The sequence below is a fragment of the Pseudomonas sp. BP01 genome (assembly GCF_022760795.1).
Taxonomy (GTDB): domain Bacteria; phylum Pseudomonadota; class Gammaproteobacteria; order Pseudomonadales; family Pseudomonadaceae; genus Aquipseudomonas; species Aquipseudomonas putida_Q.
Genome location: NZ_JAFBKA010000003.1, coordinates 97,561 through 124,178, shown reverse-complemented (window position 1 = coordinate 124,178; position 26,618 = coordinate 97,561). Strand labels below are relative to the sequence as shown.

The window sequence follows — 26,618 nt, the reverse complement described above, 5'->3', positions numbered from 1 at the left end:
TCAGTTCCGCCGGCCTGCACGCCGGCTACGGTAAGTGTCGAGCACCACGGCGATGACGATCACCGCCCCGGTGATGATGCGCTTGGTCGGCTCGCTGGCGCCAATTTGCGCCAGCCCGGCCGCCAATACGGAAATGATCAGTACGCCAAAGAAGGTACTGATGACCGAGCCACGCCCGCCCATCAGGCTGGTGCCACCAATTACCACGGCGGCGATAACTTGCAGCTCCAGGCCGGAGCCGGCGTTGGGGTCGGCTGCTTCCAGGCGCGAAATCTGGAACAGCGCGGCCAGGCCTGCCAGCAGCCCCATCAGGGCGAACACCAGCACTTTGTATGGGCGCGGGTCGATGCCAGCCAGGCGCACGGCCTCTTCGTTGGTACCAATGCCGATCAGGTAACGGCCGAACACCGTGCGGGTCAGCACCAGGTGGGCCAGCACAATCACCAGCAAGGCGATGATGAACGCTGGCGAAATGCCAAAGGCAATCGGGTTGGAGAACCAGGCGTAGGCATCGCCGATGTAGGCGGTGCGCGAGTCGGTGAGCTGGTAGGCCAGGCCGCGGGCCATTTCCAGCACGCCGAGCGAGACGATGAACGAGGGAATACGCCAGGCCACGGTAACCCCACCGGTGATACTGCCGGCCAGCGCGGCCACAGCCATGCCCAGCAGCGCCGACGGCAGCACGCCCCAGCCCCAGCCAAGAATCGCCACACTCACTGCAGAAGCAGCCAAGGCCAGCACCGAACCCACCGACAGGTCGATACCGCCGATAATAAGCACAAAGGTCATGCCCACGGCCAGTACCATCAGGTCGGGGATTTGATTGGCCAGGGTGCTGAAGGTGCTGTACGACCAGAAGTGGCTGCTTAAGAACGAGAACAGCACGATCATCGCCAGCAAGGCGCCGGCCAGGCCCAGGTAGGTGCCCAGGCCAAAGTACGTGCCGCTGCGGCGCACGGGGGCGGCGCCTTGAGTGTCCAGCGGGGTGGTTTTCATACATCCATCCTGGGGGCTGCATCGTGCAGCAGCGCGTCACGTTTCTGATAACCGGCAAAAGCGGCGGCAAGCAGCTGGTCCTGGCTCCAATGGTCACGTTCGAAGGTGTCGATCAGGCGGCCGGCCGATAGTACGGCGATGCGGTCGCAGATCAGCATCAGCTCGCGCAGGTCGCTGGACACCACTACCAGTGCCTTGCCTTGGCGCGCCAATTCGGCCAGCAGGCCGTAGATGTCGAATTTGGCACCCACGTCGATGCCCCGGGTGGGCTCGTCGAACAGCAGCACCTGGCAGTCGCGCTCCAGCCAGCGGCCTATCACCACCTTCTGCTGATTGCCGCCAGACAGCTCGCCCACCACTTGCTGCGCGCCAGCACTGCGAATGCGCATGGCCTGGATCTGGCGCTCGGCCAAGGCCTGTTCCGCCTCGCCATCGAGCACGCCCGCCCGCGATACCGCACCCAGGTTGCCCAAGGCGATGTTGGCGCTGATCGACTGCGTCAGCAGCAGGCCCTCGCCTTTGCGGTCTTCGGTGATGAGCGCGATCCCGGCCCGCACTGCGGCCTTGGGCGAGTCGATGCTTACCGCCTGCGGCGGCTGGCCGAGCGCGATGCTGCCACTGTCGGCGCGATCGGCACCGTAGATCAGGCGCAACAGCTCGGTACGGCCGGCGCCGATCAGGCCGGAGATGCCAAAGATCTCCCCTGCCCTGACCTCAAACGACACTTCGCGCACCTTGTCAGCACGGCTGAGTTTGTCGACCTTGAGCAGCGGCGCCCCGATCTGTCGGCGACCCAGGTCGATATGCTCGCCCAGTTCACGGCCGACCATCAGGTTGACCAGTTCGGCGCTGCTGTAGCGCTGGATCGGCTCGTCGCACACCAGCTTGCCATCGCGCAGTACAACGATGCGTTGGGCCACGCGCTGTAATTCTTCGAGACGATGGGAGATATAAACGATGGCCACGCCCCGCTCGCGCAGGCGCTCGATCTGGGTAAACAGTAACTCCACCTCGCGCGCAGTGAGCATGGCGGTGGGCTCGTCGAAGATCAGCACATGGCAGTCACCGATCAGGTTGCGGGCAATCTCGACCATCTGCTGATGGCCGATGCCCAGCTCGCCCACCGGGGTATCCGGGTCGATGGCATCGAGCCCGACCTGCGCCATGGCGGCGGTGGCCAACTGGCGCAGGCGCTTTTGGCTGATCCAGCCGAAGCGGCTGGGCAGGTTGTCGAGAAACAGGTTTTCCGCCACGGTCAGCGTCGGCAGCAAGTTCAGCTCCTGCATCACCATGCGCACCCCAAGGCGCTCGGCCACGCTGCGGCTGCCGGGCGCGTAGGCCTGGCCGCGGTAGGTCATGTGCCCGGTGGTGGGCACCTCCAGGCCGCTGATGAGCTTGGACAACGTGCTTTTGCCCGCGCCGTTCTCGCCGGTCAGGGCCAGCACTTCGCCGGCCCGCAGGTTCAGGCTGACCTCGCCGAGCACGGGCTGGGCGTAGGTCTTGCCCAGGCCGCTGGCGGACAGCACCACTTCATTGGCCGATGCAGGCATGGCCGTTTCTCCTGGCAGCGTCAGGGCTTCTTGGTGATGAGTTCGACCGGGGTCTGGATGACGTTGTCGGCATCCACATCCGGTTTCTCGCCCTTGACCATTTTCAGCGCAGCCTGAATGCCGTACACCGCCTGCTGGCTGGCGGCCTGGTCGAGGGTGGCAAGCACGCGACCATCGGCAAGCATCGGCTTGATGGCGTTGATGTTGTCGTAGCCCACCACTTGCACCTGGCCGGCCTTGCCGGCGGCGCGCACGGCCGACACGGCGCCCAGGGCCATGCTGTCGTTGCCGGCCAGCAGGGCCTTCAGATCGGGGTATTCGTTAAGCATGGAGGCGGCGACGGCGTTGCCTTTGTCGATTTCCCAATTGCCGCTTTGGACCGAGACGATTTTCATCTGCGCGGCGTCCATGGCGTCCTTGAAACCGGCGGTACGCTGCTGGGCGTTGGTGGTGGTCGGCACGCCTTCGATGATGCCCACCTGGTCGCCGGCCTTCAGCTTCTGGCTGGCCAAGTAGTCACCGACCAGGCGCGCGCCCTTGCGGTTGTCAGGGCCGACGAAGGGCACGCTGATGCCTTTGCTCTTGAGCAGATCAGGGTCCAGGCGGTTGTCGATGTTGATCACCACCACGCCCTGGGCCATGGCCTTCTGCACCGCCGACACCAGCGCCTTGGAATCTGCCGGGGCAATCACCAGCGCCTTGGCGCCGGCATTGACCATCTGCTCGACAATACGAATCTGCTCGCCAGTGTCGGTCTCGTTCTTGATGCCGTTGGCAACCAGGTCGAATTCGTCGGCGTGGGCTTTCTGGTAGTCCTTGGCGCCGTCTTCCATGGTGCGGAAGAATTCGTTGGCCAGTGACTTCATCACCAGGGCGACCTTGGGCTTGTCTTCGGCGTGGGCAGCAGACAGGGGCAGTGCGAGGGAAAGAGAGGAAACGACAGCGAGGGCCAGCAGACGACCGGGGAACGGCAGTTTCATGGACGATGACTCCGAATCTTGTGTTTTTTATCGGATCGCAAACGTTTGCGTTGACTAACTATGGAAACAGGACCGCGGTTTGTCAAATCCGTTTGGCTGTCGGAGGCCAAGAACTGCTGTGGCCGATTATGCAGATTTTTCCGAAAAACCGAACACCTTTTCCTATGCTTGTTCGGAATTACGAATGAAACACTGCCCTTGTAGGAGCGGCCTTGTGTCGCGATGGGATGCGCAGCAGCCCCGGCAATGTGTGCTGAAGCCAGCATTTTGGCGCTGCTGCGCAGCCATCGCGACGCAAGGCCGCTCCCACACAAAAAGCCGTCCGCGCAAGCTGGTACGAAACATGCCTGTAGCCCTGCGCGACTCAATAACTATCTCACTAGGAAGAGAGAGAACAATAACGATGAATGCCGCACTTAAAACCTTCGCCCCCAGCGCACTCGCCCTGCTGCTGATCCTGCCAACCTCCGCCTCAGCCAAAGAAGCCGAAACCCAGCAGAAACTCGCCAACGTGGTCATCCTCGCCACGGGCGGCACCATTGCCGGCGCCGGCGCCAGCGCTGCCAACAGCGCCACCTACCAGGCCGCCAAGCTGGGCGTCGACAAGCTGATTGCCGGCGTGCCGGAACTGGCCGACATCGCCAACGTGCGCGGTGAGCAGGTGATGCAGATCGCCTCTGAAAGCATCAGCAATGACGACCTGTTGAAACTCGGCAAGCGCGTCGCCGAGCTGGCCGACAGCAAGGATGTCGACGGTATCGTCATCACCCACGGCACCGACACCCTCGAAGAAACCGCCTTCTTCCTCAACCTGGTGGAAAAGACCGACAAGCCAATCGTGGTAGTCGGCTCGATGCGCCCGGGTACCGCCATGTCTGCCGACGGCATGCTCAACCTGTACAACGCCGTGGCGGTGGCCAGCGACAAGCAGTCGCGTGGCAAGGGTGTGCTGGTGACCATGAACGACGAGATCCAGTCGGGGCGTGACGTGAGCAAGTCGGTCAACATCAAGACCGAAGCCTTCAAGAGCGCCTGGGGCCCGATGGGCATGGTGGTGGAAGGCAAGTCCTACTGGTTCCGCCTGCCAGCCAAGCGCCATACGGTCAATTCCGAGTTCGACATCAAGCAGATCAGCAGCTTGCCGCAGGTGGACATTGCCTATGGCTATGGCAACGTGACCGACACCGCCTACAAGGCACTGGCGCAGAACGGTGCCAAGGCGCTGATTCACGCAGGCACCGGCAACGGTTCGGTGTCGTCGCGGGTGGTGCCGGCGTTGCAGGAACTGCGCAAGAACGGCGTGCAGATCATCCGCTCGTCGCACGTCAACCAGGGTGGCTTCGTGCTGCGCAACGCCGAACAGCCGGATGACAAGAACGACTGGGTGGTGGCCCACGACCTGAACCCACAGAAGGCGCGGATTCTGGCGATGGTGGCGATGACCAAGACCCAGGACAGCAAAGAGCTGCAGCGGATCTTCTGGGAGTACTGAGTACCTCACGCTCCACTATGGGAGCGGCCTTGCGTCGGGCAAGCCCGCTCCCACAGAGTCCCTGCTAAGGCACCGAGTTAGCGTTTATTCCATGAGATCGGGTTCACCCCGCCATTCACCGCACTGCATGCTTCGTCAGGATGTTGCCGGCTACCTGAACTGGTACTCCAACCCCGCCCCTGCATACCACGACCGCCCAGGCGCTGCCTCGTAATAACGCCCGTTGCCGTCGCCGACAATCACCGACCCCACATACTGCCGGTCGAACAGGTTGTCCAGCCGCAGCAGCTGGTGGAACGTCCAGGGCCCCACATGTTGCTCGAACCGGGCCCGCCAGTTGAATACCGCATACGCAGGTGCGGCCTTGGCGTTGTTGCTGTCGTCCACATACACCTTGCTGCGGTACTGCCCTTCAACCCCCATGCTGATGGACGACACCGGCTTCCAGACCAGCTCGCCATACAGGTTGTCCAGCGGTACACCGGGCAAGCGGTTGCCACTTTCGATGGTCTGGCTGATGTCATCGGCATAGCGGGCGTCAGTGCGGGTATACACCAAGGTGGTCTGCCACTGCTCGCTCAAGTCACTTTGCAGGCTCGCCTCAAAGCCGCGTCGTACGGTACGCCCCGCATTGCGATAGCTGGTTCGACCATCCGTAGCGCTGGCAACGACGATTTCGTCATCGGTGTGAATCTCATACACCGCCGCATTCAGGCGCGTGCGCTCGCCAAGCCGGTACTTCACGCCCATTTCGTACTGCATGCTGGTGGCGGGCTTGAGGCCGAAGTTGAAGCTTTCGACCTCGCCCGGCGCATAGGCCATCTCGGCCTGCGTGGGGGTTTCGAAGCCTTTGCCTACGCTCACGTAACCGCGCAAATCAGGCGTGAACGCGTACATCACCGACAGCGATGGCGTGGCCTGCTGGTACTTCTTCGAGCCGCTTGAGTCACCGTTGGCCAGGTAATGGTCGTCGACACGCATTTCCATGGTGCTGTAGCGCAGCCCCAGCTCACTGGTCCAGTTGCCGATTTCCCAATGCGCCTGCAGGTACGGGTCCAGGCTGGTAGCGGTGTCTTTCTCGTCACGGCGCAGCTCACCTTTGACGCCCAGTTGGTCACCGCTGAAATTCTGATAACCGCGACGGTCGTCCTTGCTCTGGTCGTAATCGGCGCCGACAGTGAAGGTGAGATTGCCGGGCACGTCCGCAACCGGCTGTATCCAGCGCAGGGTGCCGCCGTGGAACTCGCGGTCGAAGTCTACGACCCCGCCGCCACGCTGGCTGTTCGAGGCCACCGTTCTGGGGATCGACAAATACTGCACCACGCTGCGCCGCCCCGCATACAGGTTGAACTGCAGCGTGGCATCGCCAAAGTAGCGCTCGTAGTTCATGCCCAGTTGCTGGTGGTCGATGCTTTTACGGGTGTTGTAGGTTTCGGCCACTGCCGCTGTGGAACGTGGGTCATGCTTGTAGGCATCCCAGGTCTGCCCCAGCGGGTCCTGCGTGTTGTTCTGCTCCAGGCTGCTGTAGATCAGCGCCATGCGCGAGTCGTCGTCGGGCTTGAAATTGACCTTGGCGAAGGTCTGGTCACGGCGCGCGGCACTGTGGTCGCGGTAGCCATCGGTATCCAGGCGCGAGGCATCCAGTACGAACCCTGCGCTGTCGTTCCCGCCCTCTGCAGACAGGTGGTTCTTGTTGAAGCCGTCGCTGCCGAAGGTGGTTTCTGCACCCACGCGTGCAGGCCCCTGCCCGTCCCGGGTAAACATCTGGATCACACCACCGGCGTTGCTGCCATACAGCGTCGCTGCCGGGCCGCGCAGCACTTCGATACGGTCGGCCACGTCCAGGTTCAGCGTAGCGGCCTGGCCTTGCCCGTCGGGCGTACTGGCCGGTATGCCGTCACTCAGCAGCTTGATGCCACGCACGCCGAAGGCCGAGCGTGCACCGTAGCCCCGCGAGGAAATCTGCAGGTCTTGCGCATAGTTCTGCCGGTTCTGCACCACCAGCCCAGGGACTTTGCTCAGCACTTCTGACAGGTTGACGCCCAGTTCGCCATCCGTGCCGTGGGACAGGTCAACGGTATCCACCGAAAACGGCAGGTCGAATGTGCTGGTGGGCGCATAGGCACCGGTCACCACCAGCGGTGCCATGACGACTACATCGGGTGAACTGGCCTTGGCATCGCCATTGGCGCTCATGCCACCTGCAAACAGCAGGACCAGGCTTGTAGATGAAGGAAAACGAGAAAGAAATCGATACATGCGCAGCTTCCAGAAATTGCCGGTATTACACCAGACCAGCAGCGGCAGCGCGAACGCAGGATTTTTCCTGGCAAGCTGTTGCGAATTTACTTACGCTGAAATACTGTATACACATACAGCAAAACAAGGAATTTCCTGTGTCCAGTACCGCCTCCGCCACCCCGAGCAGCTATGAACAGCTGGGTGTACGCATCCAGAAGATCATCAACAGCCCCACCGCCCAGCGCAGCCGTGCGGCGCTGATCTTTCGGCTGGAACAGGAAAGCCCGGAAGACTGGGACAGCCTGCTGGAGGAGATCGCAGAAAACGACAACGTCACCCTCGCCCACCGCGACGATGGCGGCGTGCAGATTTTCTGGACTGTGCCGAAGGAAGACTGACCACGCATGAGAGTTTCGCTTTTTGCGGCAGCCTGCCTGTTACTGACCACGCCGCTTGTTCAAGCCGATGCCCCACGCACCTTCCAAGAGGCCAAGAAAGTCGCCTGGAAGCTCTATGCGCCGCAATCGACCGAGTTTTACTGCGGCTGCAAATACAAGGGCAACAAGGTCGACCTGGCGTCCTGCGGCTATGCCCCTCGCAAGAATGCCCAGCGCGCGTCGCGCATCGAGTGGGAACACATAGTACCCGCCTGGCAGATCGGCCATCAGCGCCAGTGCTGGCAAAGCGGCGGGCGCAAGCAGTGCTCGCAGCATGACGAAGTGTACAAACGCGCCGAAGCCGACCTGCACAACCTGGTGCCAAGCATTGGCGAGGTCAACGGCGACCGGAGCAACTTCAGTTTCGGCTGGCTGCCGGAACAACGCGGCCAGTATGGCAGTTGCCTGACCCAGGTCGATTTCAAGGCCAAGAAGGTGATGCCACGCCCGTCGATCCGCGGCATGATCGCCCGCACCTACTTCTACATGAGCAAGCAGTACAACCTGCGCCTGTCCAAACAGGACCGCCAGTTGTTCGAGGCCTGGAACAAGACCTACCCCCCGCAGGTATGGGAGCGCCAACGCAACCAACAGGTGGCCTGCGTGATGGGGCGGGGCAACGAGTTCGTCGGGCCGGTCAACCTCAAGGCGTGTGGTTGATCCTCAGCTCAGCGCTTGTAAATAGGCGCTGGCTTCCCGATACCGGGCCAGCCGCGCCAGGTCGGCGGGGCCAGGGCAAGGAATGCGCGAAAGGTCACTGTTATCGGCCAGGTCGGCCAGCTTGACGGTTCGCGCCAACGGGTCGTCGCCCAGGCGTACCACGAAGTCCTGGTACGGCTCGCCTTCACGGCGACTGAGCGCCAGCAAGGCGGCAAGGATTTTCAGCGCAAACCCCTCGCGCGCCAGGTCGGACAGGGTCAGCGGGGTGTCCTCGATCACATCGTGAAGCACTGCGACAATCCGCTGCTCGGGTGTGGACACCCGCATCATCACGCGTAGCGGGTGGAGAATATACGCCACCCCACCCTTGTCGTATTGCCCTTCATGGGCCCTGGCGGCCACGGCAATGGCCCGCTCCAGTGTAGACATGAGGCCCCTCCCCGTTCGGCATCTCCCACCCAAGCATAGCCAAACTTGTGTGAACAATGTCTAACACACGCCTGACAAAGCTACACACACCCGGTTGGCGCGGCCTATGAAGGCAAATGTTGTGGGAGCGGGCATGCCCGCGAACACCGGCAACGCCGGTGCCATACACCGCGCCGGGTTCTTAGCGGGCATGCCCGCTCCCACAGGTGCCGCGAAGGCTCCGGGCTCCCGCCCACTGCTGCAGTTCTAGCGGGCTGCGCCGTGCTGGATAACCACCGAATCGGTGCCCAGCTTGGCCATCACTTCGTCCTTGCGCGCTTGTGCTTCTTCACGGCTAGGGAACGGCCCCATCAGCACCACCGGCTTGCCGTTGCGGTATTCCACCGAAGACGGGATGCCCTTTTCGATCAGCCGTGCGGTCATGTCGCTGAGGGCGCCCATGTTGGCGCCCTGGATCACTTCCACATCCCAGCCCTCGGGTGCCGGCTGGCCAGCCAGTGCATCGGCACGGCGTTGCAGGTCGGCGCCGCCGCACAGCTCGCGTATGCGCAGGTTGTTGCCGGAGTCGTCGACGATGATGTCGTACTGGCCATCGCGCTTGATCGCCACGTAGCTGCGGTAGGCTTCGTACTGCCCGGCATCGTCCTTGCCGCGGACCTGGCCGCAGATGGTGCCCTGGGTGTCGATCCGCACGTTGCCGAACTTGGCGGTCTTGGGGTTGTGCAGGTGTTCGGCCACCTGCTTGTGCACGCCTTCCACCTCGTTCTCACAGCCCGCCAAGGCAAGCACTGCCATTACCACAGCCAGTTTGCGCACGCGTGTACCTCCAGATTCGAAGGGGCGGATTCTAGCACGACGGCCCCGCGCAAGGACCGCGACCATACGTTACACCTTGCAACCAAGTCATCGGACGACACCACCGACGGCGGCGCTGATTGCCATTTCTTATCCCGCTGATAAAAAACTTGAGGCAGCGCAAACCGGGCGTTTCGTACAAGAATCGGGGCAGTCATACGACGACGTATGTCGAATAATAATAAAGGTGAACCCATGTCCCGTTCATACATACAGGTGGATGCTCGCGTCCGCATGATCGCACCGGGCGCTTTTGGCGCTTGCTGGGCAGCTTTGCCCCAGGAGGCGCCATGAAAACCCTGGTCGATGGTTACTTCATCATCCTCAAGACGCTGGTGGTAGGTTGCCTGGTCGGCATCACTTGCCTGATCTTCACCAACGTCGTGCTGCGCTATGGCTTCAACTCGGGGTTGTTCTTTAGCGAAGAAATTTCCCGCCTGGCGTTTGTCTGGCTGGTGTTTGCTGGCGCGCAGCTGATGCTGCACGAACACGGGCACATCGGCGTCGACATCGTCACCCGCCGGGTCTCGCCTGGTGTGGCCCGCTGCCTGCTGGCACTGACGCAACTGCTGATGCTCTATGTGACCTGGCTGTTTCTCGACGGCAGCTGGAAGCAGACCCTGATCAACCTGCATGTCGGCGCTCCCTCCACGGGTATTTCCATGGCGCTCTTCTACGGCGCGGGCCTGGTCTTCTGCATCCTCAGCGCACTGCTGATCTGCACCCAACTGGTCAGGAACCTCACGGGCACCCTCCCGACGCCCGCCCAGACCGAAACTTCGCTCAATGACGGAGCAGTCGAATAATGGCCCTGTCTGTTTTCGTCGGCGTGCTGATGGCCGCCATCCTGATCGGCGCCCCCATCGCCTATGCCCTGATCCTCTGCGGCGTGGCGCTGATGTGGCTGCTGGGCCTGTTCGATGGCCAGATCATCGCGCAGAACATCATCAACTCGGCGGGCAGCTTCCCGCTGCTGGCAATTCCGCTTTTCATCATTGCTGGCGAGGTAATGAACAGCGGCGGCTTGTCCAAGCGCATCATCAAGCTGGCCATCACCCTGGTCGGCCACCTGCGCGGCGGGCTTGGCTACGTCACCATTTTTGCCGGCGTGCTGCTGTCGAGCCTGTCCGGTTCGGCCTTGGCCGACGCCGCCTCGCTAACCGCCCTGTTGCTGCCGATGATGGTTATCGCCGGCTACAACCGTGACCGCTCCGGGGGCCTGATCGCATCGGTGTCGGTGCTGGGTTCGATCATTCCACCCAGCATCGGTTTCGTCGTGCTGGGCGTGGCTTCGGGGCTGTCGATCACCAAGCTGTTCCTCGCCGGCATCGCCCCGGGCCTGATGATCGCCGCCGCACTGGTGGTGGCCTGGTGGCTGATGTCGCGGCGTAACAACGATGTGGAACTGAGCCCCAAGGCCAGCGGCAAAGAGCGCCTCAAGGCCCTGGTTGACAGCTTCTGGGCGCTGATGCTGCCGGTGATCATCGTCGTCGGCCTGCGCTTTGGCGTGGTCACCCCGACCGAGGCCGGTGCGGTGGCCAGTGTCTACGCGCTGCTGGTGTCGTCGCTGATCTACCGCGAGCTCAGCCTGAAGTCGCTGAACGAACTGCTGCTACGCGCCGGCAAGACCACCGCTGCCGTGATGTTCCTGGTAGCTGCCGCGTCGATCCCGGCCTGGATGATCACCATCGCCGACATCCCCGGGCAAATCATCGACCTGATCCAGCCGGTGATGGACAACCCGCGGCTGCTGATCGTAGTGCTGATGCTGCTGATCCTGGTGATTTCCATGGTCATGGACCTCACCCCCACCGTATTGCTGCTCGCACCGATCCTGGTGCCGGTGGTGACCGCTGCGAACATCGACCCGATCTACTTCGGCGTGCTGTTCATGATCAATTGCTCGATCGGCCTGATCACCCCGCCGGTGGGCACGGTGCTCAACGTGGTCTGTGGCATCGGTCGCATGCGTTATGAGGCACTGCTCAAAGGCACGTTCCCGTTCCTGATCGCGGAAATCATCGTGCTGTTCCTGCTGGTCATCTTCCCCGAACTGGTCACCGTTCCCGCCCAGTGGTTCGGGCATTGATCCCCCTATAACAATAAAGGTACTGCCCATGAAGAAACTCGCCCTCATCACCGCCCTGTTGCTGTCCAGCAGCTTGAGCATGGCCGCCGACTACAACGCCCGCGTCATCAAGTTCGCCGCCACCAGCCCCAAGGGCACGCCACCGGCCATCGGCATGGAACTGTTCGCCAAGAAGGTCCAGGAGCGCAGCGAAGGCAAGATCAAGGTGCGCACCTTCCCCAACGGTGTTTTGGGCGGCGACGTGCAGGTGCTGTCGTCCTTGCAGGGTGGCGTGGTGGAAATGATGACCTGGAACGCCGGGCTGATGCTCAACCACGTCACCGACTTTGGCATCCTCGACTTCCCGTTCCTGTACACCGACACCGCCAAGGTCGATGCCATGCTCGACGGCGAGGTGGGCAAGATGCTCACCGACCAGCTGCCGGCGAAAAACCTGGTAGGCCTGGCGTTCTGGGAGCTGGGCGAGCGCAACCTGACCAACAATGCGCGGCCGGTGCAAAAGCTTGAAGACATCGCCGGGCTGAAGATTCGCGCCCAGCAATCGCCGCTGTTCCTCGACGTGTGGGCGGCACTGGGTGCAAACCCGACGCCGCTACCTTTCACCGAGGTGCACACGGCGCTGGAGACCGGCACCGTGGACGGCCAGGAAAACCCGGCGGCGCTGATCCTCGCCTCGCGCTTCAACGAGGTGCAGAAGTACCTGAGCCTGACCCGGCACAACTACAACCCGCAGATCGTGCTGATCAGCAAGACGTTCTGGGACAGCCTCAACAAGGACGAGCAGCAACTGCTGACCGAGGTTGCCCAGGAAGTGCGCCTGGAACAACGGCGCATCTCCCGGGAGGCCGACAGCAAGGCCATCGCCGAGCTGCAGGGCGCGGGCATGCAAGTCAACCAGCTGCCGCCCGAAGAGGTGGCGCGCATCCAGGCCAAAATCCGCCCCGTGGTCGACAAGTACGCCGCACAGATCAATCCCGAACTGGTCAGCAAGGTCTACCAGGCCATGGGCTACCAGCCACAGTGACGCCCTCGCGCCGCGCATTGCGGCGCCTTTCAACTGCCATCAAGGAACAGCATGAAAATCTCCGTAGCCCAGATTCACCCGGTGGCCGGTAACCCGGCCCTGACCGTCGACAAGGTTGCCACGCTGGCACGCCAGACCGCTGCAGAAGGCTCGCGGCTGATCGCCTTTGCCGAATGCCTGATCACCGGTGGCGCGTTCGACAGCCGTGAAGACCTCGAGCGCGGCGCCATCAGCCTCGACGCCCTGGCGCCGCTGCTGGAGGTATCGGCGCAGACCGGCATCCTGATCGTGGTCGGTTTCTACGAGCGGCACGCCAGCTCGGTGTACAACACGGCTGCGCTGATCGGCGCGCAGGGCATCATCGGCCTGCACCGCAAGCGCCACCTGCCGTTCATGATCGGCGACCGCTTCACCGACCGCCCCAGCGAATGGGCGCCGCCTGTGTTCGATACCGAAATTGGCCGCATCGGCCTGGCCATCTGCTACGAAATCCGCTTCCCCGAAGTGGTTCGCACCCTGGCCCTGGAAGGTGCCGACATCGTCGTACTGCCTGCTGCCTGGCCAGAACAGGCACGCATGCTGCCGGACATTTTCAGCACCGTGCGCGCCGCCGAAAACATGGTGTACTTCGTTGCTCCCAACCGCAACGACATGGACGAAGGCATGCAGTTCATCGGCACCAGCCACATCATCGAACCGTCTGGCAAGACCCTGGTGCGCGCCGGCCTGGAAGACGGCGTGTACACCGCCGAGATCGACCTGGCCAAGGCCCGCAACAAATCGCTGATCCGTGACCCGGGCATATTCGAAGTGCACCCGTTCCGCGACCGGCTGCCTGAAACCTATCGCATCTGACCCAAGGCGGCATCGAACATGAACCAAAGCACCACACACACCTTGCTGAAGGCCCGCATGGCGCGCGGTACCACCTTCGGCATGAACATCTACAGCACCGCCTGCATGGCCATCGAGGTGGCCGGCAACTGGGGTCTGGACTTCGTCTTCATTGACGCCGAGCACACCGCGCTGGGCGTGGACCGCGACATGGAAAAACTGCTGCTGGCCGCCAGCAGCGCTGCAATCCCCAGCCTGGTACGAGTACGGGGCACCCTGGAGTGGGATATACGCAAGGCCCTGGAAATGGGCGCTGCCGGGGTGATCGTGCCGCAAGTGCATAACGCCGCGCAGATGCGCCAGATCATCCATTACAGCAAGTTTCCGCCCTTGGGACGCCGCGGTGGCGACAGCTCGGTGCGCTCGGCCGGGTTCGCCGGGCCAGGTTTCGACTGGGCGCGCTATACGCAGGCAGAAAACGAGCGCAGCGTGATCGTGCCCATGGCCGAAAGCTATGAGTTTTTCGACAACATCGATGAGATTCTCGATGTGGAAGGGATCGATGCAGTGCACTTCGGGCCGGCGGACTACTCACTTTCACGCGGGTTGCCGGTCGACTACCGCCTGGGCAACCCCGAGGTGCGGCAACGCCTGCAACTGCTGATCGAGAAATGCCACGCCCGCTCGATCAAGGTGATGGTGCCGTGCTTTCCGGCCGACCGGGTCACCGCCAGGCGGTTGCTGGACATGGGCAGCGATATGCTGCTGATGGGCAGCGATCTGTCATGGCTCAACCAGGCCGGGCAACATATCGCTGCAGTAAAACAGGCGCTCACCTGACCGGCTGACACGCCACACAACCGGCGCCTGCAGGCACCACGCAGTTTTCGGGCTGCTACGGTGCCTGCGGGCGCGCAACTAATCCACCAGAAAGTTCTGTTTTACCAGTGTCGCCCGAATGATCGTTACCAGTTCACCCAGTTGCATGTCCGGCCGTTCAGTCAAATAGGAAAGGCAGAACTTTGCCGCAGGGATCGCCGGGTCGCACGGTAATGTCTTCAACATGTCCACCGCCAACATGTCGCGAATCAGTGGCACCGGCAATATGCCGATGGCATGCCCCGCCGATACCATCTTGGCAATAAACGCCAGCGAGTTGCTGGAATGAAAAGCGTGGCTCGCCGAGCCGCTTTCCTGCAACCAGCGGTCCACCACCGAATACAATGTCGACGGCGCGCTGTGGGTAACGATCGAATACTGCCGCGCCTGCTGCGGCAGAAACGGCCCGTCGGCAATCTCCAGGTGCCGCGCCGCCACCCACTGAAATGTCATCCAGCCAAGGAACACATCGGTCACATCCTCGCGTGTGGCCGGGTTGGTCAGCAGGGCGATGTCCAGTTCGTGATCGTTCAGTTTGCGGTTGAGCGCGGCGCCGACATCGATGGTGATTTCCAGGGTAATTTCCGGGAAGTGCGCCTTGATTTCGCTTATTACCGCGGTCAGCCCGACCATGGCCGAGCACTCGTCCGCACCCAGGCGCAGGCGCCGGTGTTGCTTCTGCTGGGCAGCGAACTGCTCCAGCTGCGTGCTGTTGTTCAGTACCAGTTCGGCATGGCGCAGCGCCGTGTGGCCGTCGGCGGTAAGGCTCATGCGCTGCTTGCTGCGGTCGAACAGCTTGACGCTGAGCAACGACTCCATTTCCTTGATGCGCGCCGACACCGCAGGTTGCGTCAGGTGAAGATGCCGTGAGGCCGCGTGCACACCGCCCAGGCGGGCGGTCCAGTAGAATGCCTCGATCTGCATCAGCGTGATACGCATGATAAAAACTGCTCCGGCTACTGCTTACGGATTTTTATTATCGACCGTTCAGGGCGCTTGTTAGGATGACCGAAACCCTTCGAAAAAGCATCCGGCATAACAACAACTCCCTATGTATATCATCGAAGCTCTACCTGCCCCGGTTAACGCCCACGAACTTGAAATACTGATCAACGCCGAACCGGCAACTATCGGCCATTTCATTACCCACGGCATACCCCACCCGGAAATCAAGGCACACTTGCAGAATGTACGGGCGGTGGGCACTGCCGTAACCGTACGCATGCCCGGCAATGACGGTGGCATCCTGCACTACGCCATGGGCTGCGCACGCCCCGGCGATTTCCTGGTCGTGGACCGTTGCGGCGAGCGCATCACCGCCGCGCTGGGTGGGGCCATGGCCTACGCCGCCAAGCAGGCCGGGGTAGCCGGGATCATTGTCGACGGTTATGTCACCGACCTTGGCGAACTGCGCGAGCACGGCGTACCGGTATGGTCACGCGGTGCCAGTGCCATCACCACGCGGGTGATCGGCCACGAAGGCGAGTTCTGCACTGCCATCCAGTGCGGCGGGGTCATCGTGCGCCCGGGCGACGCCGTGGTGGCGGACGAAAACGGCATCGTATTCCTGCGCCCAGGCAAGGTGGTAGAACTGGCGCAACGGGCAATCGACTTCCAGCGCAACGAAAAGCACACCCTTGCCCGGCTGGCCAAGGGCGAGAAGTTTCCCGATATCGTCGGGTCGCGGTCGACCATCGAGGCGGCGACCCGCCCTCGCCAATAGCGCCAGACCGTACCCGAAGTAGCTCCCGAACAACAACAAGAGGACTACCGTGAAGCTCATCTCCCGGCTCATACCGCTGGCGCTTGGCGCGCTGATGGGCAGCCCGGCCGCACAGGCGCAGGACTACCCGCAAATCCGTTTCAACGTGATCGGTGGCGGTAGCCACAACTACACGTTCCGCGCCGTTGAACAGCCGTTCTGGACCAACACCTTGCCCACCGCATCCCACGGCAAGGTCACCGCCCAGCTGCTGGGGCTGTCGGAGAGCGGCCTCAAGGGCCCGGAAATCATCCGCCTGATGCGCTTTGGCGCGGTAGACATCGGCATGGGCGTGTTCGCATTCGTCGCTGGTGACGATGCCACCTTCGAAGGCATCGACCTGCCGGGCATGGCCGCCGACATCGGCACCGCCCGCCGCATTGCCAACGCCTACAAGCCGGTGCTGGAACAGCGTATGGCCGAGCGCCATGGCATAAAGCTGCTGGCCACCGTGCCGTACACTGCGCAGGTGTTTTTCTGCCGCGCGCCCGTGCAATCGCTGGCCGACCTCAAAGGCCGAAAAATCCGCACGCGCGGGCGCAACATGGCCGAGCTGGTCAAGGCCATTGGCGCTGCCCCGGTCACCCTACCCTTTGCCGAAGTGGTGACCGCCATGCAGACCGGCGTCATCGACTGCGCCATTACCGGCATCGGCTCGGGTAACGCCGGCAAATGGTACGACGTGGCCGGGTACCTGTACGACCTGCCGGTGGACTGGTCGGTCGGCTTCTATGGCATCGGCCTCAAGCGCTGGCAACAGTTGCCGCCTGAGGTGCAGCAACTGCTGCAGGCGCAGTCGAAGGTGCTGGAAGAGGCCCTGTGGCAGGAGACAGCCAGGGAAAACCGTTACGCCAAGGCATGCAATATCGGCAGCCCCGACTGCCAGATCCACCAACCGGCGCACATGAGCGCGTCGGCACCCGACCCGCAAGAACAACAGCGCGTGCGCCAGGCGGCGCTGGAAATCGCCAACAACTGGGGCAAGCGTTGCGGCCCAGTTTGTGTCGAGCAATGGAATGCCAGCGCAGGCCGTGCCATCGGCATGCGCCTGGCCCCATAAGCCCTTTCCCTCGGAGCAGACAGTGATGAATACGGCCCGTTCCGGCCTGGCGGCCATCACCGCCATCGCCAAGGCCAGCACCTGGGTAGGTGGCTTTGCCCTGCTCGGCTGCGCCCTGCTGATTGGCATCGACCTGATCTTGCGCAAGACCCTGGGCATCTCCATGGGCGGCGCCGATGAGATTGCCGGCTATATTCTGGCAGTCACCAGCGCCTGGGCGTTTCCGGTCACCTTGCTCAAGCGCTCGCACATCCGCGTCGACATCCTCTACGCTCGCCTTGGCCTGAAACCACGGGTGGCGCTCGACCTGTTCGCCCTGGCCTGCATGGCCGTGCTGGTCAGCACCCTGGCCTTTCACGCCTGGAATGTGCTGCAGGACTCCATCGATTACCGCTCAGTGTCCAACACGCCATTGCAAGTACCGCAATGGATACCGCAATCCATCTGGTTTGCCGGCTACCTGTTCTTCGCCCTGACCCTGCTCAGCCTGGCGCTGGTGAGCCTGGGGCATTTATTGCGCGGGCGCTGGGGGGCGGTCAGTGCACTGATAGGTATCAACACGGTCGAGCAGGAAATCGAGGAAGAACTGCACCCCGCGGCCAACACCGCCAAGGAGCACACGCCATGCTGAGCATCACCTTGTTCCTGCTGCTGGCCCTGCTGGCGCTGAGCGTGGCCGCCGCCGTCAGTGTCGGCCTGCTGGGGATGTCGCTGTCGCAGTTGTTCTCGACCCTGCCATTGAGCAATGCCATGGGCGAAATCGCCTGGAACACCAGCGCAGAGTTCCTGCTGGTGGCCATCCCTCTATACATACTGATGGGTGAACTGCTGGTGTGTTCGGGGGTGGCCGGGCGCATGTACCAGGCGGTCGAGAAATGGCTGTCCTGGCTGCCGGGCGGGCTGATGAACTCCAACATCGGCGCCAGCGCGCTGTTTGCCACCACCAGCGGCTCCAGCGTGGCAACCGCCGCAACCATTTCCACCCTGGCCATTGCGGAGCAGGAACGCAAAGGCTACAACGCCCCGCTGTTCCTGGGCTCAATCGCCGCTGGCGGCACGCTGGGTATCCTGATTCCGCCATCGATCAACATGATCCTGTTCGCCCTGATCGCCAACGTGTCGGTGCCCAAGCTGTATCTGGCTGCAACCATCCCCAGCATCATCCTCAGCCTGTTGTTCGTCGCACTGATCGTGCTGGCCTGCCTGGTGCGCCCGCAATTGGGTGGGCGCAAAGAACACACCCGCTGGGCAGAACGCCTGGCCTGCATCCCCGACCTGCTGCCGCCACTGGCCATCTTCGCCCTGGTGATCGGCTCGATCTACAGCGGTTTTGCCACTGCCAGCGAGTCGGCGGCACTGGGGGTACTCAGCGCCCTGGGCTTGGGCCTGTGGCGCCGGGCTCTCACCTGGCAAAGCCTGGGCCAAGCCTTCGAAGCCACGTTGCGTACCACCGGCATGATCATCTTCATCACCTTGTCGGCGTTTTTCCTCAACTTCGTGCTGGCGTCCATCGGGCTGACCACCACCCTGGTCAACTTCGTCACCGACCTGAACCTGTCACCTACGGCCACGCTACTGGCGATCATCCTGTTCTATATCGTGCTCGGCTGCTTCATGGACACCCTGGCGATGCTGATCACCACGGCGCCGCTGATCGTGCCGATCGTCGTCGCCCTGGGCTTTGACCCACTGTGGTTCGGGGTGGTGCTGATCGTGCTGTGCGAAATGGGCCAGATCACCCCGCCGTTCGGCATGAACCTTTTCGTGGTGCAGAGCATCCGTGGCCGCGGCAACTTTATGGACGTGGTGTACGGCGCGCTGCCGTTCTGCCTGGCTTTACTGGTGCTGATCGGCTTGCTGATCGCCTTTCCACAACTGGCGCTGTGGCTGCCAAAGGCGTTCTAGCGGAGAATGCAAAAAGGGCGATCATTTCTGATCGCCCTTTTTGGGATTTGGTAGGCACAATTGGACTCGAACCAACGACCCCCACCATGTCAAGGTGGTGCTCTAACCAACTGAGCTATGTGCCTGTCGTGTGGTGCGCATATTAGTGATCCGATGCGTACCTGTAAAGCTTTTTTTTGAGAAAAATCAAAAACTTTGGAATGTGAGCGCTGCGCCCGTACCGCGGTTTGCGGCACCCATGGAAAGGGGCAATGAAAAAAGGGGTGACCCTTTCGGATCACCCCTTCTTCGATTTGGTAGGCACAATTGGACTCGAACCAACGACCCCCACCATGTCAAGGTGGTGCTCTAACCAACTGAGCTATGTGCCTGTCGTGTGGTGCGCATTCTACGCATTCCAAAAGCCCTGTCAACACTTTTTTTCGCGCTAAGCTACTGAATCTTAAACCCTTTATATAAAGGCTGGTTGGAGGGTTGGCCGTAAAGGATTTTCACCATACGACTAGCGGGTGTTTATTATTATTGATAGCATCGGTACATTCGTTAAAAATATAAAACACGAGGTTCCTGCAGCATGGCTAACACCCCCTACCCCCAGTCCTACTACGCCGCCTCGGCCAACCCGGTGCCGCCACGTCCGGCGCTGCAGGGTGAGGTGGAAACCGATGTGTGCATCATCGGTGCCGGCTACACCGGCCTGTCCAGCGCCCTGTTCCTGCTGGAAAACGGCTTCAAGGTGAGCATCGTCGAAGCGGCCAAGGTCGGCTTCGGCGCATCTGGCCGCAACGGCGGCCAGATCGTCAACAGCTACAGCCGCGACATCGACGTCATCGAACGCACTGTCGGCCCCAAGCAGGCACAACTGCTGGGCCACATGGCCTTCGAAGGCGGGCGCATCATTCGTGAGCGCGTGGCCAAGTACAACATCCAGTGCGACCTGAAAGACGGTGGCGTGTTCGCCGCCATCACCAGCAAGCAGATGGGCCACCTGGAGTCGCAAAAGCGCCTGTGGGAACGCTTCGGCCACAACCAGCTCGAGCTGATGGACCAGAAGCGCATCCGTGAAGTGGTCGCGTGCGACAGCTATATCGGCGGCATGCTCGACATGAGCGGCGGCCACATCCACCCACTGAACCTGGCCCTGGGTGAAGCTGCTGCGGTCGAGTCGCTGGGCGGCATCATCTATGAGCAAACCCCGGCAATCCGCATCGAGCGCGGTGCCAACCCGGTCGTACACACCCCACAAGGCAAGGTACGCGCCAAGTTCATTATCGTCGCCGGCAACGCCTACCTGGGCAACCTGGTGCCAGAACTGGCCGCCAAGTCCATGCCATGCGGCACCCAGGTGATCACCACCGAACCGCTGGGCGAAGAGCTGGCGCGCACCCTACTGCCGCAGGACTACTGCGTCGAGGACTGCAACTACCTGCTCGACTACTACCGCCTGACCAGCGACAAGCGCCTGATCTTCGGCGGTGGCGTGGTGTACGGCGCGCGTGACCCGGCCAACATCGAGGCGATCATTCGTCCGAAGATGATCAAGGCCTTCCCGCAGCTGAAGAACGTGAAGATCGACTACGCCTGGACCGGCAACTTCCTGCTGACCCTGTCGCGCCTGCCCCAGGTTGGCCGTATCGGCGACAACATCTACTACTCGCAGGGATGCTCGGGCCACGGCGTGACCTACACCCACCTGGCGGGCAAAGTGCTGGCCGAGGCCCTGCGCGGTCAGGCTGAGCGTTTCGACGCCTTCGCCGGCCTGCCGCACTACCCGTTCCCGGGTGGCCAGATGCTGCGTGTGCCGTTCAGCGCCATTGGCGCCTGGTACTACAGCCTGCGCGATCGCCTGGGCTTCTGATGTAAGCAGGCCTGGCCCTATCGCCGGCAAGCCAGCTCCCACAGGTACCGCACAGGCGTCGAATCCAGTGCGCTACCTGTGGGAACAGGCAACGCTATTTGTTCAGGCTGCTGATAGCCTGCTTTGCCGCAATTTCCTGCCCCGCCCGCGCCAGTTCATCCGCAGCTTGCAACCACCGCTGGCGATCCACCTGGGCCGGCAGTTGCTGCGGTGGCTGCACCAGCACCGCCCAACTCCCCTGCTTCGCCCACGCCGACGCAAAGTCATCAAACGCCATCACCTGGCGCCGGTGCATGCCCGAGCGCAGCAGTACACGCTGCTTGTAGCGGTCATAGCCGATCAGCACCGCATAACGTGGCTCACTCCACCAGGCCGAACCCTCCTCGTAACGCAGCAGCACCGGGTTGCCCGCCGCCACCTGGGTCAATAGCGCGTCCAGTTGCTTATCCAGTGGGTAAACCACCATGCCGTAGTCCCGCGCCACGCGAGGGATAGCCGTGTCCAGCGCTTCTGCGCCATGGGGCAGGTTCAGCGGCTTGTCCAGTAAACCAGGCGTAATCGGCGCGCCCTGTTGCGACAGCACCGCTGCCAGCGCCATGGCACCGCTGTGGTTGGCGTTGCCACGGTAGAACGGCACGCTGCTGATCTCGACACGCTGCGGCAGGCCTTTGAGATTGGCAGGCGGTGCGCTGGCACAGCCAGCCAGGGTGGCTGCCATCAGACAGGCGGCCAGCAGCCGCCGCGGGGCAGCTTTGATGGAATGTTGCTGCATGGACACTCGCTTGTTCCAACGCCAGGCAGGCAGCGCCCGGCTCTGGCCACCGATCATAGGTCCGACAGCGGCGCGGGTATAGTCCGACAGCGGCTTGGAGCGAATCGGACTCAGAGATAGACCTTTGTTCGATGGAACGTCACAGGCGAAGGGCTAGACTAAAGCAGTGTCTGGAAGGCAGCGCTGGCCAATCGAGCGCTTGCCGTAGAGATGGAGGCACAGATGAGCCTGACCATGGCAATTTTCATGCTGGTAGGCATGTGGCTAAGCGTTGCAGCCGCCATGCTATGGGGCGTACTGCGTATCGTGCGGCGCCATTCCCACCACCACCTGCCACCACAGGCCCCTGCCAAGCCGCAACCTGTGCGCCGGGCACGGCGGCCAGCCGGGGTGCATTAAGACTTCATAAAACGCGAACGGGGCGCAATGCGCCCCGCCTTTTGCATCAACCTTCTTTACATCAACCTTCAGCCGCCTCACGCTTCAATCGCGCCCGGCGAGCAAAAATGTTGAGCATCTCGATCACGGTCGAGAACGCCATGGCCGCATACACATACCCCTTCGGTACATGAGCGCCAAAACCTTCGGCGATCAGCGTCATGCCGATCATGATCAGGAAGCCCAAGGCCAGCATGACCACCGTCGGGTTGTCATTGATGAAGTTGGCCAGCGGGTCGGCGGCCACCATCATCACGATGACTGCCGTGATCACGGCAATGATCATGATCGGCAAGTGCTCGGTCATGCCCACGGCGGTGATGATGCTGTCAACCGAGAAGACGATGTCCAGCAGCAGGATCTGGAAGATTGCCGCTGCAAAGCCCAAGGTAACTGTCGAGCCGACCTTGGCTTCTTCCTTGGCGCCATGCGGGTCGACGCTTTCGTGGATTTCCTTGGTCGCCTTCCACAGCAGGAACAGGCCACCGGCAATCAGGATCATGTCCTTCCAGGAGAAGGCGTTACCGAACACTTCGAACACCGGGTCGGTCAGCTGTACGATCCAGGCCACGGTACTGAGCAAGGCCAGGCGCATGACCAAGGCCATGCTGATACCGATACGCCGTGCCTTGGAACGGTACTCCACGGGCAGTTTGTTGGTCAGGATGGAGATGAAGATCAGGTTGTCGATGCCCAGTACAACTTCCATGGCGACCAGCGTAGCCAGGGCAACCCAGGCGGTGGGGCTAGCGGCGAGTTCCAGCAAGTATTCCATTGTTCAAATCCTGCAGCGGCGGTTTAGGGTCAGATTTCCTGGGTGTCTTTTTTCTTGTCGGCATCTTCGGGCTTTTGCCCTTCGCCGCCGATGGCCTCGTTCAACGCCTGCTGAGCGGCCTTGTTGGTGTCGTCAATCGCCTGCTTGGCCGACTGTGCGGCCTGGTCCAGCATCTGCTGGGCGGATTTCTCAGCCTGGTCGCAGCCTGCCAGGGTGAACAGGGCCAACGCCAGCACCAGTGGGGTACCGATGGATTTGAGTTGCAGCATGGTGTCCTCGCTTGAAATGTCCCGTCGGCGCATGGCGCCTGATGCGGTGCATTCTAAAGACGCTGATAGTTCAGGAAAATTCGTATTTTCATGGCGTATACTTCGGTTTTTACGAATCGGGACGACCGACGGTGCTCAACTATCGCCAGCTGCATTACTTCTGGGCCGTGGCCAAGACGGGCAGCATTACCCGCGCCAGCGAACAACTGAACCTTACGCCGCAGACCATCAGCGGGCAGATCAGCCTGTTCGAGCAAACCTACGGCCTTGAATTGTTTCAGCGCGCCGGCCGGCAGCTGGAGCTGACCGAGACCGGCCGCCAGGCGCTGGTATATGCAGAGCAGATGTTCCAGATCGGCGGCGAGCTCGAAGCCATGCTGCGCGCAGGCCCGCAGGAGCAGATCCTGTTCCGCGTGGGGGTGGCCGACGTGGTGCCCAAATCCATCGTCTACCGCCTGCTGGCACCTACCATGGAGCTGGATGAAGTGCTGCGCATCAACTGCCGCGAAGACAAACTTGAGCGGTTGCTGGCCGACCTGGCCATCCAGCGCCTGGACCTGGTGATTTCCGACAGCCCGATGCCCGGCAACCTGGACATAAAGGGCTATAGCCAGAAGCTGGGTGAGTGCGGGCTGAGCTTCTTCGCCACGCCGGCGCTGGCACAGCGCCTGGAGGGCCCCTTCCCGGCCTGCCTGCAGGACGCCCCGTTGCTGGTTCCCGGCCAGGAAACCGTGGTGCGCAGCCGCCTGTTACGCTGGCTGAGTGAGCAACAGGTGCAGCCACGTATCGTGGGCGAGTTCGATGACAGTGCCCTGATGCAGGCGTTCGGCCAGTCGGGCAGCGGCATTTTCGTTGCCCCCAGCGTGATCGCCGAAGAAGTATGCCGCCAGTATGGCGTGACGCTGATCGGCCAGACCGAGGCCGTGCACGAGTCGTTCTATGCCATTTCGGTGGAACGCAAGGTCAAGCACCCGGGGATCGTGGCGATTACCGAGGGGGCGCGTCGGGAGTTGTTTCATTGGTGATTGCGGCGGCCTGTTCGCAGGTTTACCCGCGAACAGGCCGCAACAGCCCCACAAGTACTCTATGGTAAAGTCGCGCCCTTTCCAGATTCCGAGATACCGCTGCACATGACCCCCCTTCTCCGCCTCCTCAACCGCACCAGCCTGGTGACACAGATCGTCATCGGCCTGCTCGCCGGCATTGCCCTTGCCCTGCTCGCGCCTGGCATTGCCCGCGACCTGGCCTTCCTTGGCAAGGTGTTCGTCAGCGCCCTGAAGGCCGTGGCGCCCGTGCTGGTGTTCGTCCTGGTCATGGCCTCGATCGCCAACCACCGCCACGGCCAGGAAACCCATATCCGCCCGATCCTCTGGCTGTACCTGCTGGGCACCTTCGCCGCAGCGGTGGTGGCCGTGGTCGCCAGCATGCTGTTCCCGTCCAGCCTGGTGCTGAGCACTGGCGAGGCAACGCTGAGCGCGCCGGGCGGCATCACCGAGGTGATGCAGAACCTGCTGCTGAGCGCGGTCGACAACCCGATCAATGCCCTGCTCAACGCCAACTTCATCGGCGTGCTGACCTGGGCAATCGGCCTGGGCGTGGCCCTGCGCCATGCTGGCGAAACCACCCGTACCGTGGTCGAAGACTTGTCCAATGGCGTGACCCTGATCGTGCGCGTGGTCATCCGCTTCGCCCCGCTGGGCATTTTTGGCCTGGTCAGCTCCACGCTTGCCCAGTCTGGCCTTGACGCACTGCTCGGCTACCTGCACCTGCTGGCTGTGCTGATCGGCTGCATGCTGTTCGTGGCGCTGGTGATGAACCCGCTGATCGTGTTCTGGAAGATTCGCCGCAACCCCTACCCACTCACCCTGCTGTGCCTGCGCGAAAGCGGTATTACCGCGTTCTTCACCCGCAGCTCGGCGGCCAACATCCCGGTCAACCTGGCACTGTCGGAGCGCCTTGGCCTGCATGAAGACACCTATTCGGTGTCGATCCCGCTGGGCGCAACCATCAACATGGCCGGTGCAGCAATCACCATTACCGTGCTGACCCTGGCTGCGGTGCATACCCTGGGTATCCCGGTTGACCTGCCGACGGCCGTGCTGCTCAGCGTGGTGGCGGCGGTGTGCGCCTGCGGCGCCTCGGGTGTGGCCGGCGGCTCGCTGCTGCTGATTCCGCTGGCGTGCAGCCTGTTTGGCATCCCCAGTGAAATTGCCATGCAGGTGGTGGCGGTGGGCTTCATTATTGGCGTGTTGCAGGATTCGGCCGAGACAGCGCTCAATTCGTCGACCGACGTGCTGTTCACAGCGGCGGCTTGCCAAGCCGAAGAGCGCCGTAGCGCTTGAAGACCAAGGGGCCGCTGTGCGGCCCCTTGCAGGCAAGCCTACCAGCGATGATGTCAGTGATTGCTTAAGCCAGGCGCATTACCTAGGCTAGTGGCCTTTCCCCAGTAATGAGACAGGGCCATGTCAGAACACGAAACCGCAGATGAAGGCCGCTTCAACAGCGTTGAGATCCGCATTCTCGGTTCGCTGATCGAAAAGCAGGCCACCAGCCCGGAAAGCTACCCGCTGACCCTTAATGCCCTGGTCCTGGCCTGCAACCAGAAGACCAGCCGCGAGCCGGTGATGAACCTGACCCAAGGCCAGGTCGGCCAGGCCTTGCGCGCCCTTGAAGGGCAGGACATGACCCGCCTGCAGATGGGCAGCCGTGCCGACCGCTGGGAACAACGGGTGGACAAGGCACTGGAGCTGGTGCCGGCCCAGCTGATACTGATGGGCCTGATGTTCCTGCGTGGCCCGCAAACCCTCAACGAACTGCTTACCCGCAGCAACCGTCTGCACGACTTCGACGACACCGATCAGATCCAGCACCAGCTGGAGCGCCTGATCTCGCGCGGCCTGGCCTTGCACCTGCCACGCCAGGCCGGCCAGCGTGAAGACCGCTACACCCACGCCCTGGGCGACCCGGCAGAGATCGAGGTGATCCTCGCTGCACGTCAACAGGAAGGTGGTGCGCGCAGCAGTGGCGGCAGTGTCTCGGAAGACCGCATCGAAGCCCTCGAAGCCCGCATCGCGGCGCTGGAGGCACGCCTGGCCGAGCTGGAAGGCTGAGCCGTCACGGCTCGCGGTCGGGGAAGTTGCGGCAGCTCTTGCGTTCGGCCAGCTCCCGGTCACTGGGGCGCTGGTCGACGAACACGGTGCGGCCGTCGGCGTAGATTTCCAGGTAGCCCCAGTGCAGGTCCTGTTCTTGCTGGCCAGGCTTTGGGGGGACTAACCACCAGGGTTCGCGACTGATCAGGGTCATGGGTGTGATT

At 62.3% G+C, this 26,618-nt stretch carries 28 protein-coding genes and 2 tRNA genes; 17 read left to right on the top strand and 13 right to left on the bottom strand.

From position 1 onward, the window contains the following. The 3 genes from JOY50_RS04280 to JOY50_RS04270 are packed head-to-tail and all read right to left on the bottom strand — an operon-like array spanning position 1 to position 3,526. Positions 1 to 996 (bottom strand): ABC transporter permease, encoded by a 996-nt coding sequence (locus JOY50_RS04280; protein ID WP_132841548.1) that lies wholly within the window; start codon positions 994 to 996, stop codon positions 1 to 3. Continuing rightward, on the bottom strand, positions 993 to 2,546 hold the full coding sequence (locus JOY50_RS04275) for a sugar ABC transporter ATP-binding protein (RefSeq protein WP_243054814.1): 1,554 nt from the start codon (positions 2,544 to 2,546) through the stop codon (positions 993 to 995). The genes JOY50_RS04280 and JOY50_RS04275 overlap by 4 nt, the downstream gene beginning before the upstream one ends. 20 nt (positions 2,547 to 2,566) lie before the next feature. Next, on the bottom strand, positions 2,567 to 3,526 hold the full coding sequence (locus JOY50_RS04270; RefSeq protein WP_132841554.1) for a sugar ABC transporter substrate-binding protein: 960 nt from the start codon (positions 3,524 to 3,526) through the stop codon (positions 2,567 to 2,569). Between the two features lie 403 nt (positions 3,527 to 3,929). Between JOY50_RS04270 and JOY50_RS04265 the strand changes: the two genes are divergently transcribed. Beyond that, entirely contained in the window at positions 3,930 to 5,018 is a 1,089-nt protein-coding gene (locus tag JOY50_RS04265) for an asparaginase (protein ID WP_028613281.1), read from the top strand. 150 nt (positions 5,019 to 5,168) lie between these two features. Here the strand turns inward: JOY50_RS04265 and JOY50_RS04260 are convergent, their stop codons facing one another. Then, positions 5,169 to 7,214 (bottom strand): TonB-dependent receptor, encoded by a 2,046-nt coding sequence (locus JOY50_RS04260; protein ID WP_138736093.1) that lies wholly within the window; start codon positions 7,212 to 7,214, stop codon positions 5,169 to 5,171. A gap of 200 nt (positions 7,215 to 7,414) precedes the next feature. Here JOY50_RS04260 and JOY50_RS04255 point away from each other — a divergent pair, with 200 nt between their 5' ends. Together JOY50_RS04255 and JOY50_RS04250 are read left to right on the top strand one after the other, a co-directional pair. After that, on the top strand, positions 7,415 to 7,657 hold the full coding sequence (locus tag JOY50_RS04255; RefSeq protein ID WP_028613307.1) for a DUF1654 domain-containing protein: 243 nt from the start codon (positions 7,415 to 7,417) through the stop codon (positions 7,655 to 7,657). A 6-nt stretch (positions 7,658 to 7,663) separates the two neighbouring features. Continuing rightward, complete coding sequence (locus JOY50_RS04250) at positions 7,664 to 8,356, top strand: endonuclease (protein WP_132841561.1); 693 nt, start codon at positions 7,664 to 7,666, stop codon at positions 8,354 to 8,356. A 3-nt stretch (positions 8,357 to 8,359) separates the two neighbouring features. On the opposite strand, the gene JOY50_RS04245 is transcribed toward JOY50_RS04250, so the two are convergent. Then, positions 8,360 to 8,785: a bifunctional (p)ppGpp synthetase/guanosine-3',5'-bis(diphosphate) 3'-pyrophosphohydrolase gene (locus tag JOY50_RS04245; protein WP_028613309.1), complete on the bottom strand. Its 426-nt coding sequence runs from the start codon at positions 8,783 to 8,785 to the stop codon at positions 8,360 to 8,362. 246 nt (positions 8,786 to 9,031) lie between these two features. Beyond that, positions 9,032 to 9,601: an SPOR domain-containing protein gene (locus tag JOY50_RS04240; protein WP_138736092.1), complete on the bottom strand. Its 570-nt coding sequence runs from the start codon at positions 9,599 to 9,601 to the stop codon at positions 9,032 to 9,034. Between the two features lie 329 nt (positions 9,602 to 9,930). Here JOY50_RS04240 and JOY50_RS04235 point away from each other — a divergent pair, with 329 nt between their 5' ends. The 5 genes from JOY50_RS04235 to JOY50_RS04215 are packed head-to-tail and all read left to right on the top strand — an operon-like array spanning position 9,931 to position 14,427. After that, positions 9,931 to 10,446, top strand: coding sequence for a TRAP transporter small permease (locus JOY50_RS04235; protein ID WP_138736091.1), 516 nt, complete (start codon positions 9,931 to 9,933; stop codon positions 10,444 to 10,446). Continuing rightward, a complete protein-coding gene (locus JOY50_RS04230; RefSeq protein ID WP_019473954.1) occupies positions 10,446 to 11,729 on the top strand; it encodes a TRAP transporter large permease subunit in 1,284 nt (427 codons plus the stop codon). The genes JOY50_RS04235 and JOY50_RS04230 overlap by 1 nt, the downstream gene beginning before the upstream one ends. Positions 11,730 to 11,757: 28 nt before the next feature. Continuing rightward, on the top strand, positions 11,758 to 12,753 hold the full coding sequence (locus JOY50_RS04225; protein ID WP_138736090.1) for a TRAP transporter substrate-binding protein: 996 nt from the start codon (positions 11,758 to 11,760) through the stop codon (positions 12,751 to 12,753). 51 nt (positions 12,754 to 12,804) lie between these two features. Next, on the top strand, positions 12,805 to 13,608 hold the full coding sequence (locus JOY50_RS04220; RefSeq protein ID WP_132841571.1) for a carbon-nitrogen hydrolase family protein: 804 nt from the start codon (positions 12,805 to 12,807) through the stop codon (positions 13,606 to 13,608). Positions 13,609 to 13,626: 18 nt separating this feature from the next. After that, positions 13,627 to 14,427 (top strand): HpcH/HpaI aldolase/citrate lyase family protein, encoded by an 801-nt coding sequence (locus JOY50_RS04215; protein WP_243054813.1) that lies wholly within the window; start codon positions 13,627 to 13,629, stop codon positions 14,425 to 14,427. A 78-nt stretch (positions 14,428 to 14,505) separates the two neighbouring features. Here JOY50_RS04215 and JOY50_RS04210 read toward each other — a convergent pair whose 3' ends face one another. Further along, entirely contained in the window at positions 14,506 to 15,405 is a 900-nt protein-coding gene (locus tag JOY50_RS04210) for a LysR family transcriptional regulator (RefSeq protein WP_243054812.1), read from the bottom strand. Positions 15,406 to 15,517: 112 nt separating this feature from the next. On the opposite strand from JOY50_RS04210, the gene JOY50_RS04205 reads away from it, so the two are divergent. From JOY50_RS04205 to JOY50_RS04190, 4 genes are read left to right on the top strand one after another with little or no spacing between them, the layout of a single operon-like run. Beyond that, entirely contained in the window at positions 15,518 to 16,189 is a 672-nt protein-coding gene (locus JOY50_RS04205) for an RraA family protein (protein ID WP_019473950.1), read from the top strand. A 49-nt stretch (positions 16,190 to 16,238) separates the two neighbouring features. Then, entirely contained in the window at positions 16,239 to 17,288 is a 1,050-nt protein-coding gene (locus tag JOY50_RS04200; RefSeq protein WP_132841576.1) for a TRAP transporter substrate-binding protein, read from the top strand. A 25-nt stretch (positions 17,289 to 17,313) separates the two neighbouring features. Continuing rightward, the gene (locus JOY50_RS04195; RefSeq protein ID WP_138736087.1) at positions 17,314 to 17,919 is read left to right on the top strand and encodes a TRAP transporter small permease subunit; all 606 of its coding nucleotides are present in this window, start codon (positions 17,314 to 17,316) and stop codon (positions 17,917 to 17,919) included. Next, on the top strand, positions 17,913 to 19,193 hold the full coding sequence (locus tag JOY50_RS04190) for a TRAP transporter large permease (protein WP_132841582.1): 1,281 nt from the start codon (positions 17,913 to 17,915) through the stop codon (positions 19,191 to 19,193). The genes JOY50_RS04195 and JOY50_RS04190 overlap by 7 nt, the downstream gene beginning before the upstream one ends. A gap of 48 nt (positions 19,194 to 19,241) precedes the next feature. Here JOY50_RS04190 and JOY50_RS04185 read toward each other — a convergent pair. Both JOY50_RS04185 and JOY50_RS04180 read right to left on the bottom strand, forming a co-directional pair. Then, a tRNA-Val gene (locus JOY50_RS04185) sits at positions 19,242 to 19,318 on the bottom strand. A 169-nt stretch (positions 19,319 to 19,487) separates the two neighbouring features. Beyond that, a tRNA-Val gene (locus tag JOY50_RS04180) sits at positions 19,488 to 19,564 on the bottom strand. Positions 19,565 to 19,767: 203 nt separating this feature from the next. Here JOY50_RS04180 and JOY50_RS04175 point away from each other — a divergent pair. Further along, positions 19,768 to 21,051 (top strand): FAD-binding oxidoreductase, encoded by a 1,284-nt coding sequence (locus tag JOY50_RS04175; protein WP_016498973.1) that lies wholly within the window; start codon positions 19,768 to 19,770, stop codon positions 21,049 to 21,051. 94 nt (positions 21,052 to 21,145) lie between these two features. On the opposite strand, the gene JOY50_RS04170 is transcribed toward JOY50_RS04175, so the two are convergent. Beyond that, on the bottom strand, positions 21,146 to 21,880 hold the full coding sequence (locus tag JOY50_RS04170) for a peptidase C39 family protein (protein ID WP_243054811.1): 735 nt from the start codon (positions 21,878 to 21,880) through the stop codon (positions 21,146 to 21,148). 165 nt (positions 21,881 to 22,045) lie between these two features. On the opposite strand from JOY50_RS04170, the gene JOY50_RS04165 reads away from it, so the two are divergent. Further along, positions 22,046 to 22,222, top strand: a complete 177-nt coding sequence (locus JOY50_RS04165; protein ID WP_016498971.1) for a hypothetical protein — start codon at positions 22,046 to 22,048, stop codon at positions 22,220 to 22,222. Between the two features lie 61 nt (positions 22,223 to 22,283). Here the strand turns inward: JOY50_RS04165 and JOY50_RS04160 are convergent, their stop codons facing one another. Both JOY50_RS04160 and JOY50_RS04155 read right to left on the bottom strand, forming a co-directional pair. Beyond that, positions 22,284 to 23,036 (bottom strand): TerC family protein, encoded by a 753-nt coding sequence (locus JOY50_RS04160; RefSeq protein ID WP_019473607.1) that lies wholly within the window; start codon positions 23,034 to 23,036, stop codon positions 22,284 to 22,286. Between the two features lie 29 nt (positions 23,037 to 23,065). Beyond that, positions 23,066 to 23,305 carry a hypothetical protein gene (locus JOY50_RS04155; RefSeq protein ID WP_019473606.1) on the bottom strand — a complete coding sequence of 80 codons (240 nt, stop codon included), beginning with the start codon at positions 23,303 to 23,305 and terminating at the stop codon, positions 23,066 to 23,068. Positions 23,306 to 23,436: 131 nt separating this feature from the next. Between JOY50_RS04155 and nhaR the strand changes: the two genes are divergently transcribed. From nhaR to JOY50_RS04140, 3 genes are all read left to right on the top strand, one after another. After that, positions 23,437 to 24,330, top strand: a complete 894-nt coding sequence (nhaR, locus tag JOY50_RS04150; RefSeq protein WP_016498968.1) for a transcriptional activator NhaR — start codon at positions 23,437 to 23,439, stop codon at positions 24,328 to 24,330. Positions 24,331 to 24,435: 105 nt separating this feature from the next. Next, a complete protein-coding gene (sstT, locus tag JOY50_RS04145; RefSeq protein ID WP_138736084.1) occupies positions 24,436 to 25,647 on the top strand; it encodes a serine/threonine transporter SstT in 1,212 nt (403 codons plus the stop codon). 120 nt (positions 25,648 to 25,767) lie between these two features. Further along, positions 25,768 to 26,415 carry a YceH family protein gene (locus tag JOY50_RS04140; RefSeq protein WP_132841590.1) on the top strand — a complete coding sequence of 216 codons (648 nt, stop codon included), beginning with the start codon at positions 25,768 to 25,770 and terminating at the stop codon, positions 26,413 to 26,415. A gap of 4 nt (positions 26,416 to 26,419) precedes the next feature. Here JOY50_RS04140 and JOY50_RS04135 read toward each other — a convergent pair whose 3' ends face one another. Further along, positions 26,420 to 26,608: a hypothetical protein gene (locus JOY50_RS04135; protein WP_016498965.1), complete on the bottom strand. Its 189-nt coding sequence runs from the start codon at positions 26,606 to 26,608 to the stop codon at positions 26,420 to 26,422. Positions 26,609 to 26,618 lie beyond the last annotated feature (10 nt).

Bases quoted from the DNA above. Each gene is read 5' to 3' on its own strand.
- JOY50_RS04280 (WP_132841548.1), bottom strand. From the start codon at position 996: ATGAAAACCACCCCGCTGGACACTCAAGGCGCCGCCCCCGTGCGCCGC.
- JOY50_RS04275 (WP_243054814.1), bottom strand. From the start codon at position 2,546: ATGCCTGCATCGGCCAATGAAGTGGTGCTGTCCGCCAGCGGCCTGGGC.
- JOY50_RS04270 (WP_132841554.1), bottom strand. From the start codon at position 3,526: ATGAAACTGCCGTTCCCCGGTCGTCTGCTGGCCCTCGCTGTCGTTTCC.
- JOY50_RS04265 (WP_028613281.1), top strand. From the start codon at position 3,930: ATGAATGCCGCACTTAAAACCTTCGCCCCCAGCGCACTCGCCCTGCTG.
- JOY50_RS04260 (WP_138736093.1), bottom strand. From the start codon at position 7,214: ATGAGCGCCAATGGCGATGCCAAGGCCAGTTCACCCGATGTAGTCGTC.
- JOY50_RS04250 (WP_132841561.1), top strand. From the start codon at position 7,664: ATGAGAGTTTCGCTTTTTGCGGCAGCCTGCCTGTTACTGACCACGCCG.
- JOY50_RS04245 (WP_028613309.1), bottom strand. From the start codon at position 8,785: ATGTCTACACTGGAGCGGGCCATTGCCGTGGCCGCCAGGGCCCATGAA.
- JOY50_RS04235 (WP_138736091.1), top strand. From the start codon at position 9,931: ATGAAAACCCTGGTCGATGGTTACTTCATCATCCTCAAGACGCTGGTG.
- JOY50_RS04230 (WP_019473954.1), top strand. From the start codon at position 10,446: ATGGCCCTGTCTGTTTTCGTCGGCGTGCTGATGGCCGCCATCCTGATC.
- JOY50_RS04225 (WP_138736090.1), top strand. From the start codon at position 11,758: ATGAAGAAACTCGCCCTCATCACCGCCCTGTTGCTGTCCAGCAGCTTG.
- JOY50_RS04220 (WP_132841571.1), top strand. From the start codon at position 12,805: ATGAAAATCTCCGTAGCCCAGATTCACCCGGTGGCCGGTAACCCGGCC.
- JOY50_RS04215 (WP_243054813.1), top strand. From the start codon at position 13,627: ATGAACCAAAGCACCACACACACCTTGCTGAAGGCCCGCATGGCGCGC.
- JOY50_RS04210 (WP_243054812.1), bottom strand. From the start codon at position 15,405: ATGCGTATCACGCTGATGCAGATCGAGGCATTCTACTGGACCGCCCGC.
- JOY50_RS04205 (WP_019473950.1), top strand. From the start codon at position 15,518: ATGTATATCATCGAAGCTCTACCTGCCCCGGTTAACGCCCACGAACTT.
- JOY50_RS04195 (WP_138736087.1), top strand. From the start codon at position 17,314: ATGAATACGGCCCGTTCCGGCCTGGCGGCCATCACCGCCATCGCCAAG.
- JOY50_RS04190 (WP_132841582.1), top strand. From the start codon at position 17,913: ATGCTGAGCATCACCTTGTTCCTGCTGCTGGCCCTGCTGGCGCTGAGC.
- JOY50_RS04175 (WP_016498973.1), top strand. From the start codon at position 19,768: ATGGCTAACACCCCCTACCCCCAGTCCTACTACGCCGCCTCGGCCAAC.
- JOY50_RS04170 (WP_243054811.1), bottom strand. From the start codon at position 21,880: ATGATCGGTGGCCAGAGCCGGGCGCTGCCTGCCTGGCGTTGGAACAAG.
- JOY50_RS04165 (WP_016498971.1), top strand. From the start codon at position 22,046: ATGAGCCTGACCATGGCAATTTTCATGCTGGTAGGCATGTGGCTAAGC.
- JOY50_RS04160 (WP_019473607.1), bottom strand. From the start codon at position 23,036: ATGGAATACTTGCTGGAACTCGCCGCTAGCCCCACCGCCTGGGTTGCC.
- JOY50_RS04155 (WP_019473606.1), bottom strand. From the start codon at position 23,305: ATGCTGCAACTCAAATCCATCGGTACCCCACTGGTGCTGGCGTTGGCC.
- sstT (WP_138736084.1), top strand. From the start codon at position 24,436: ATGACCCCCCTTCTCCGCCTCCTCAACCGCACCAGCCTGGTGACACAG.
- JOY50_RS04140 (WP_132841590.1), top strand. From the start codon at position 25,768: ATGTCAGAACACGAAACCGCAGATGAAGGCCGCTTCAACAGCGTTGAG.
- JOY50_RS04135 (WP_016498965.1), bottom strand. From the start codon at position 26,608: ATGACCCTGATCAGTCGCGAACCCTGGTGGTTAGTCCCCCCAAAGCCT.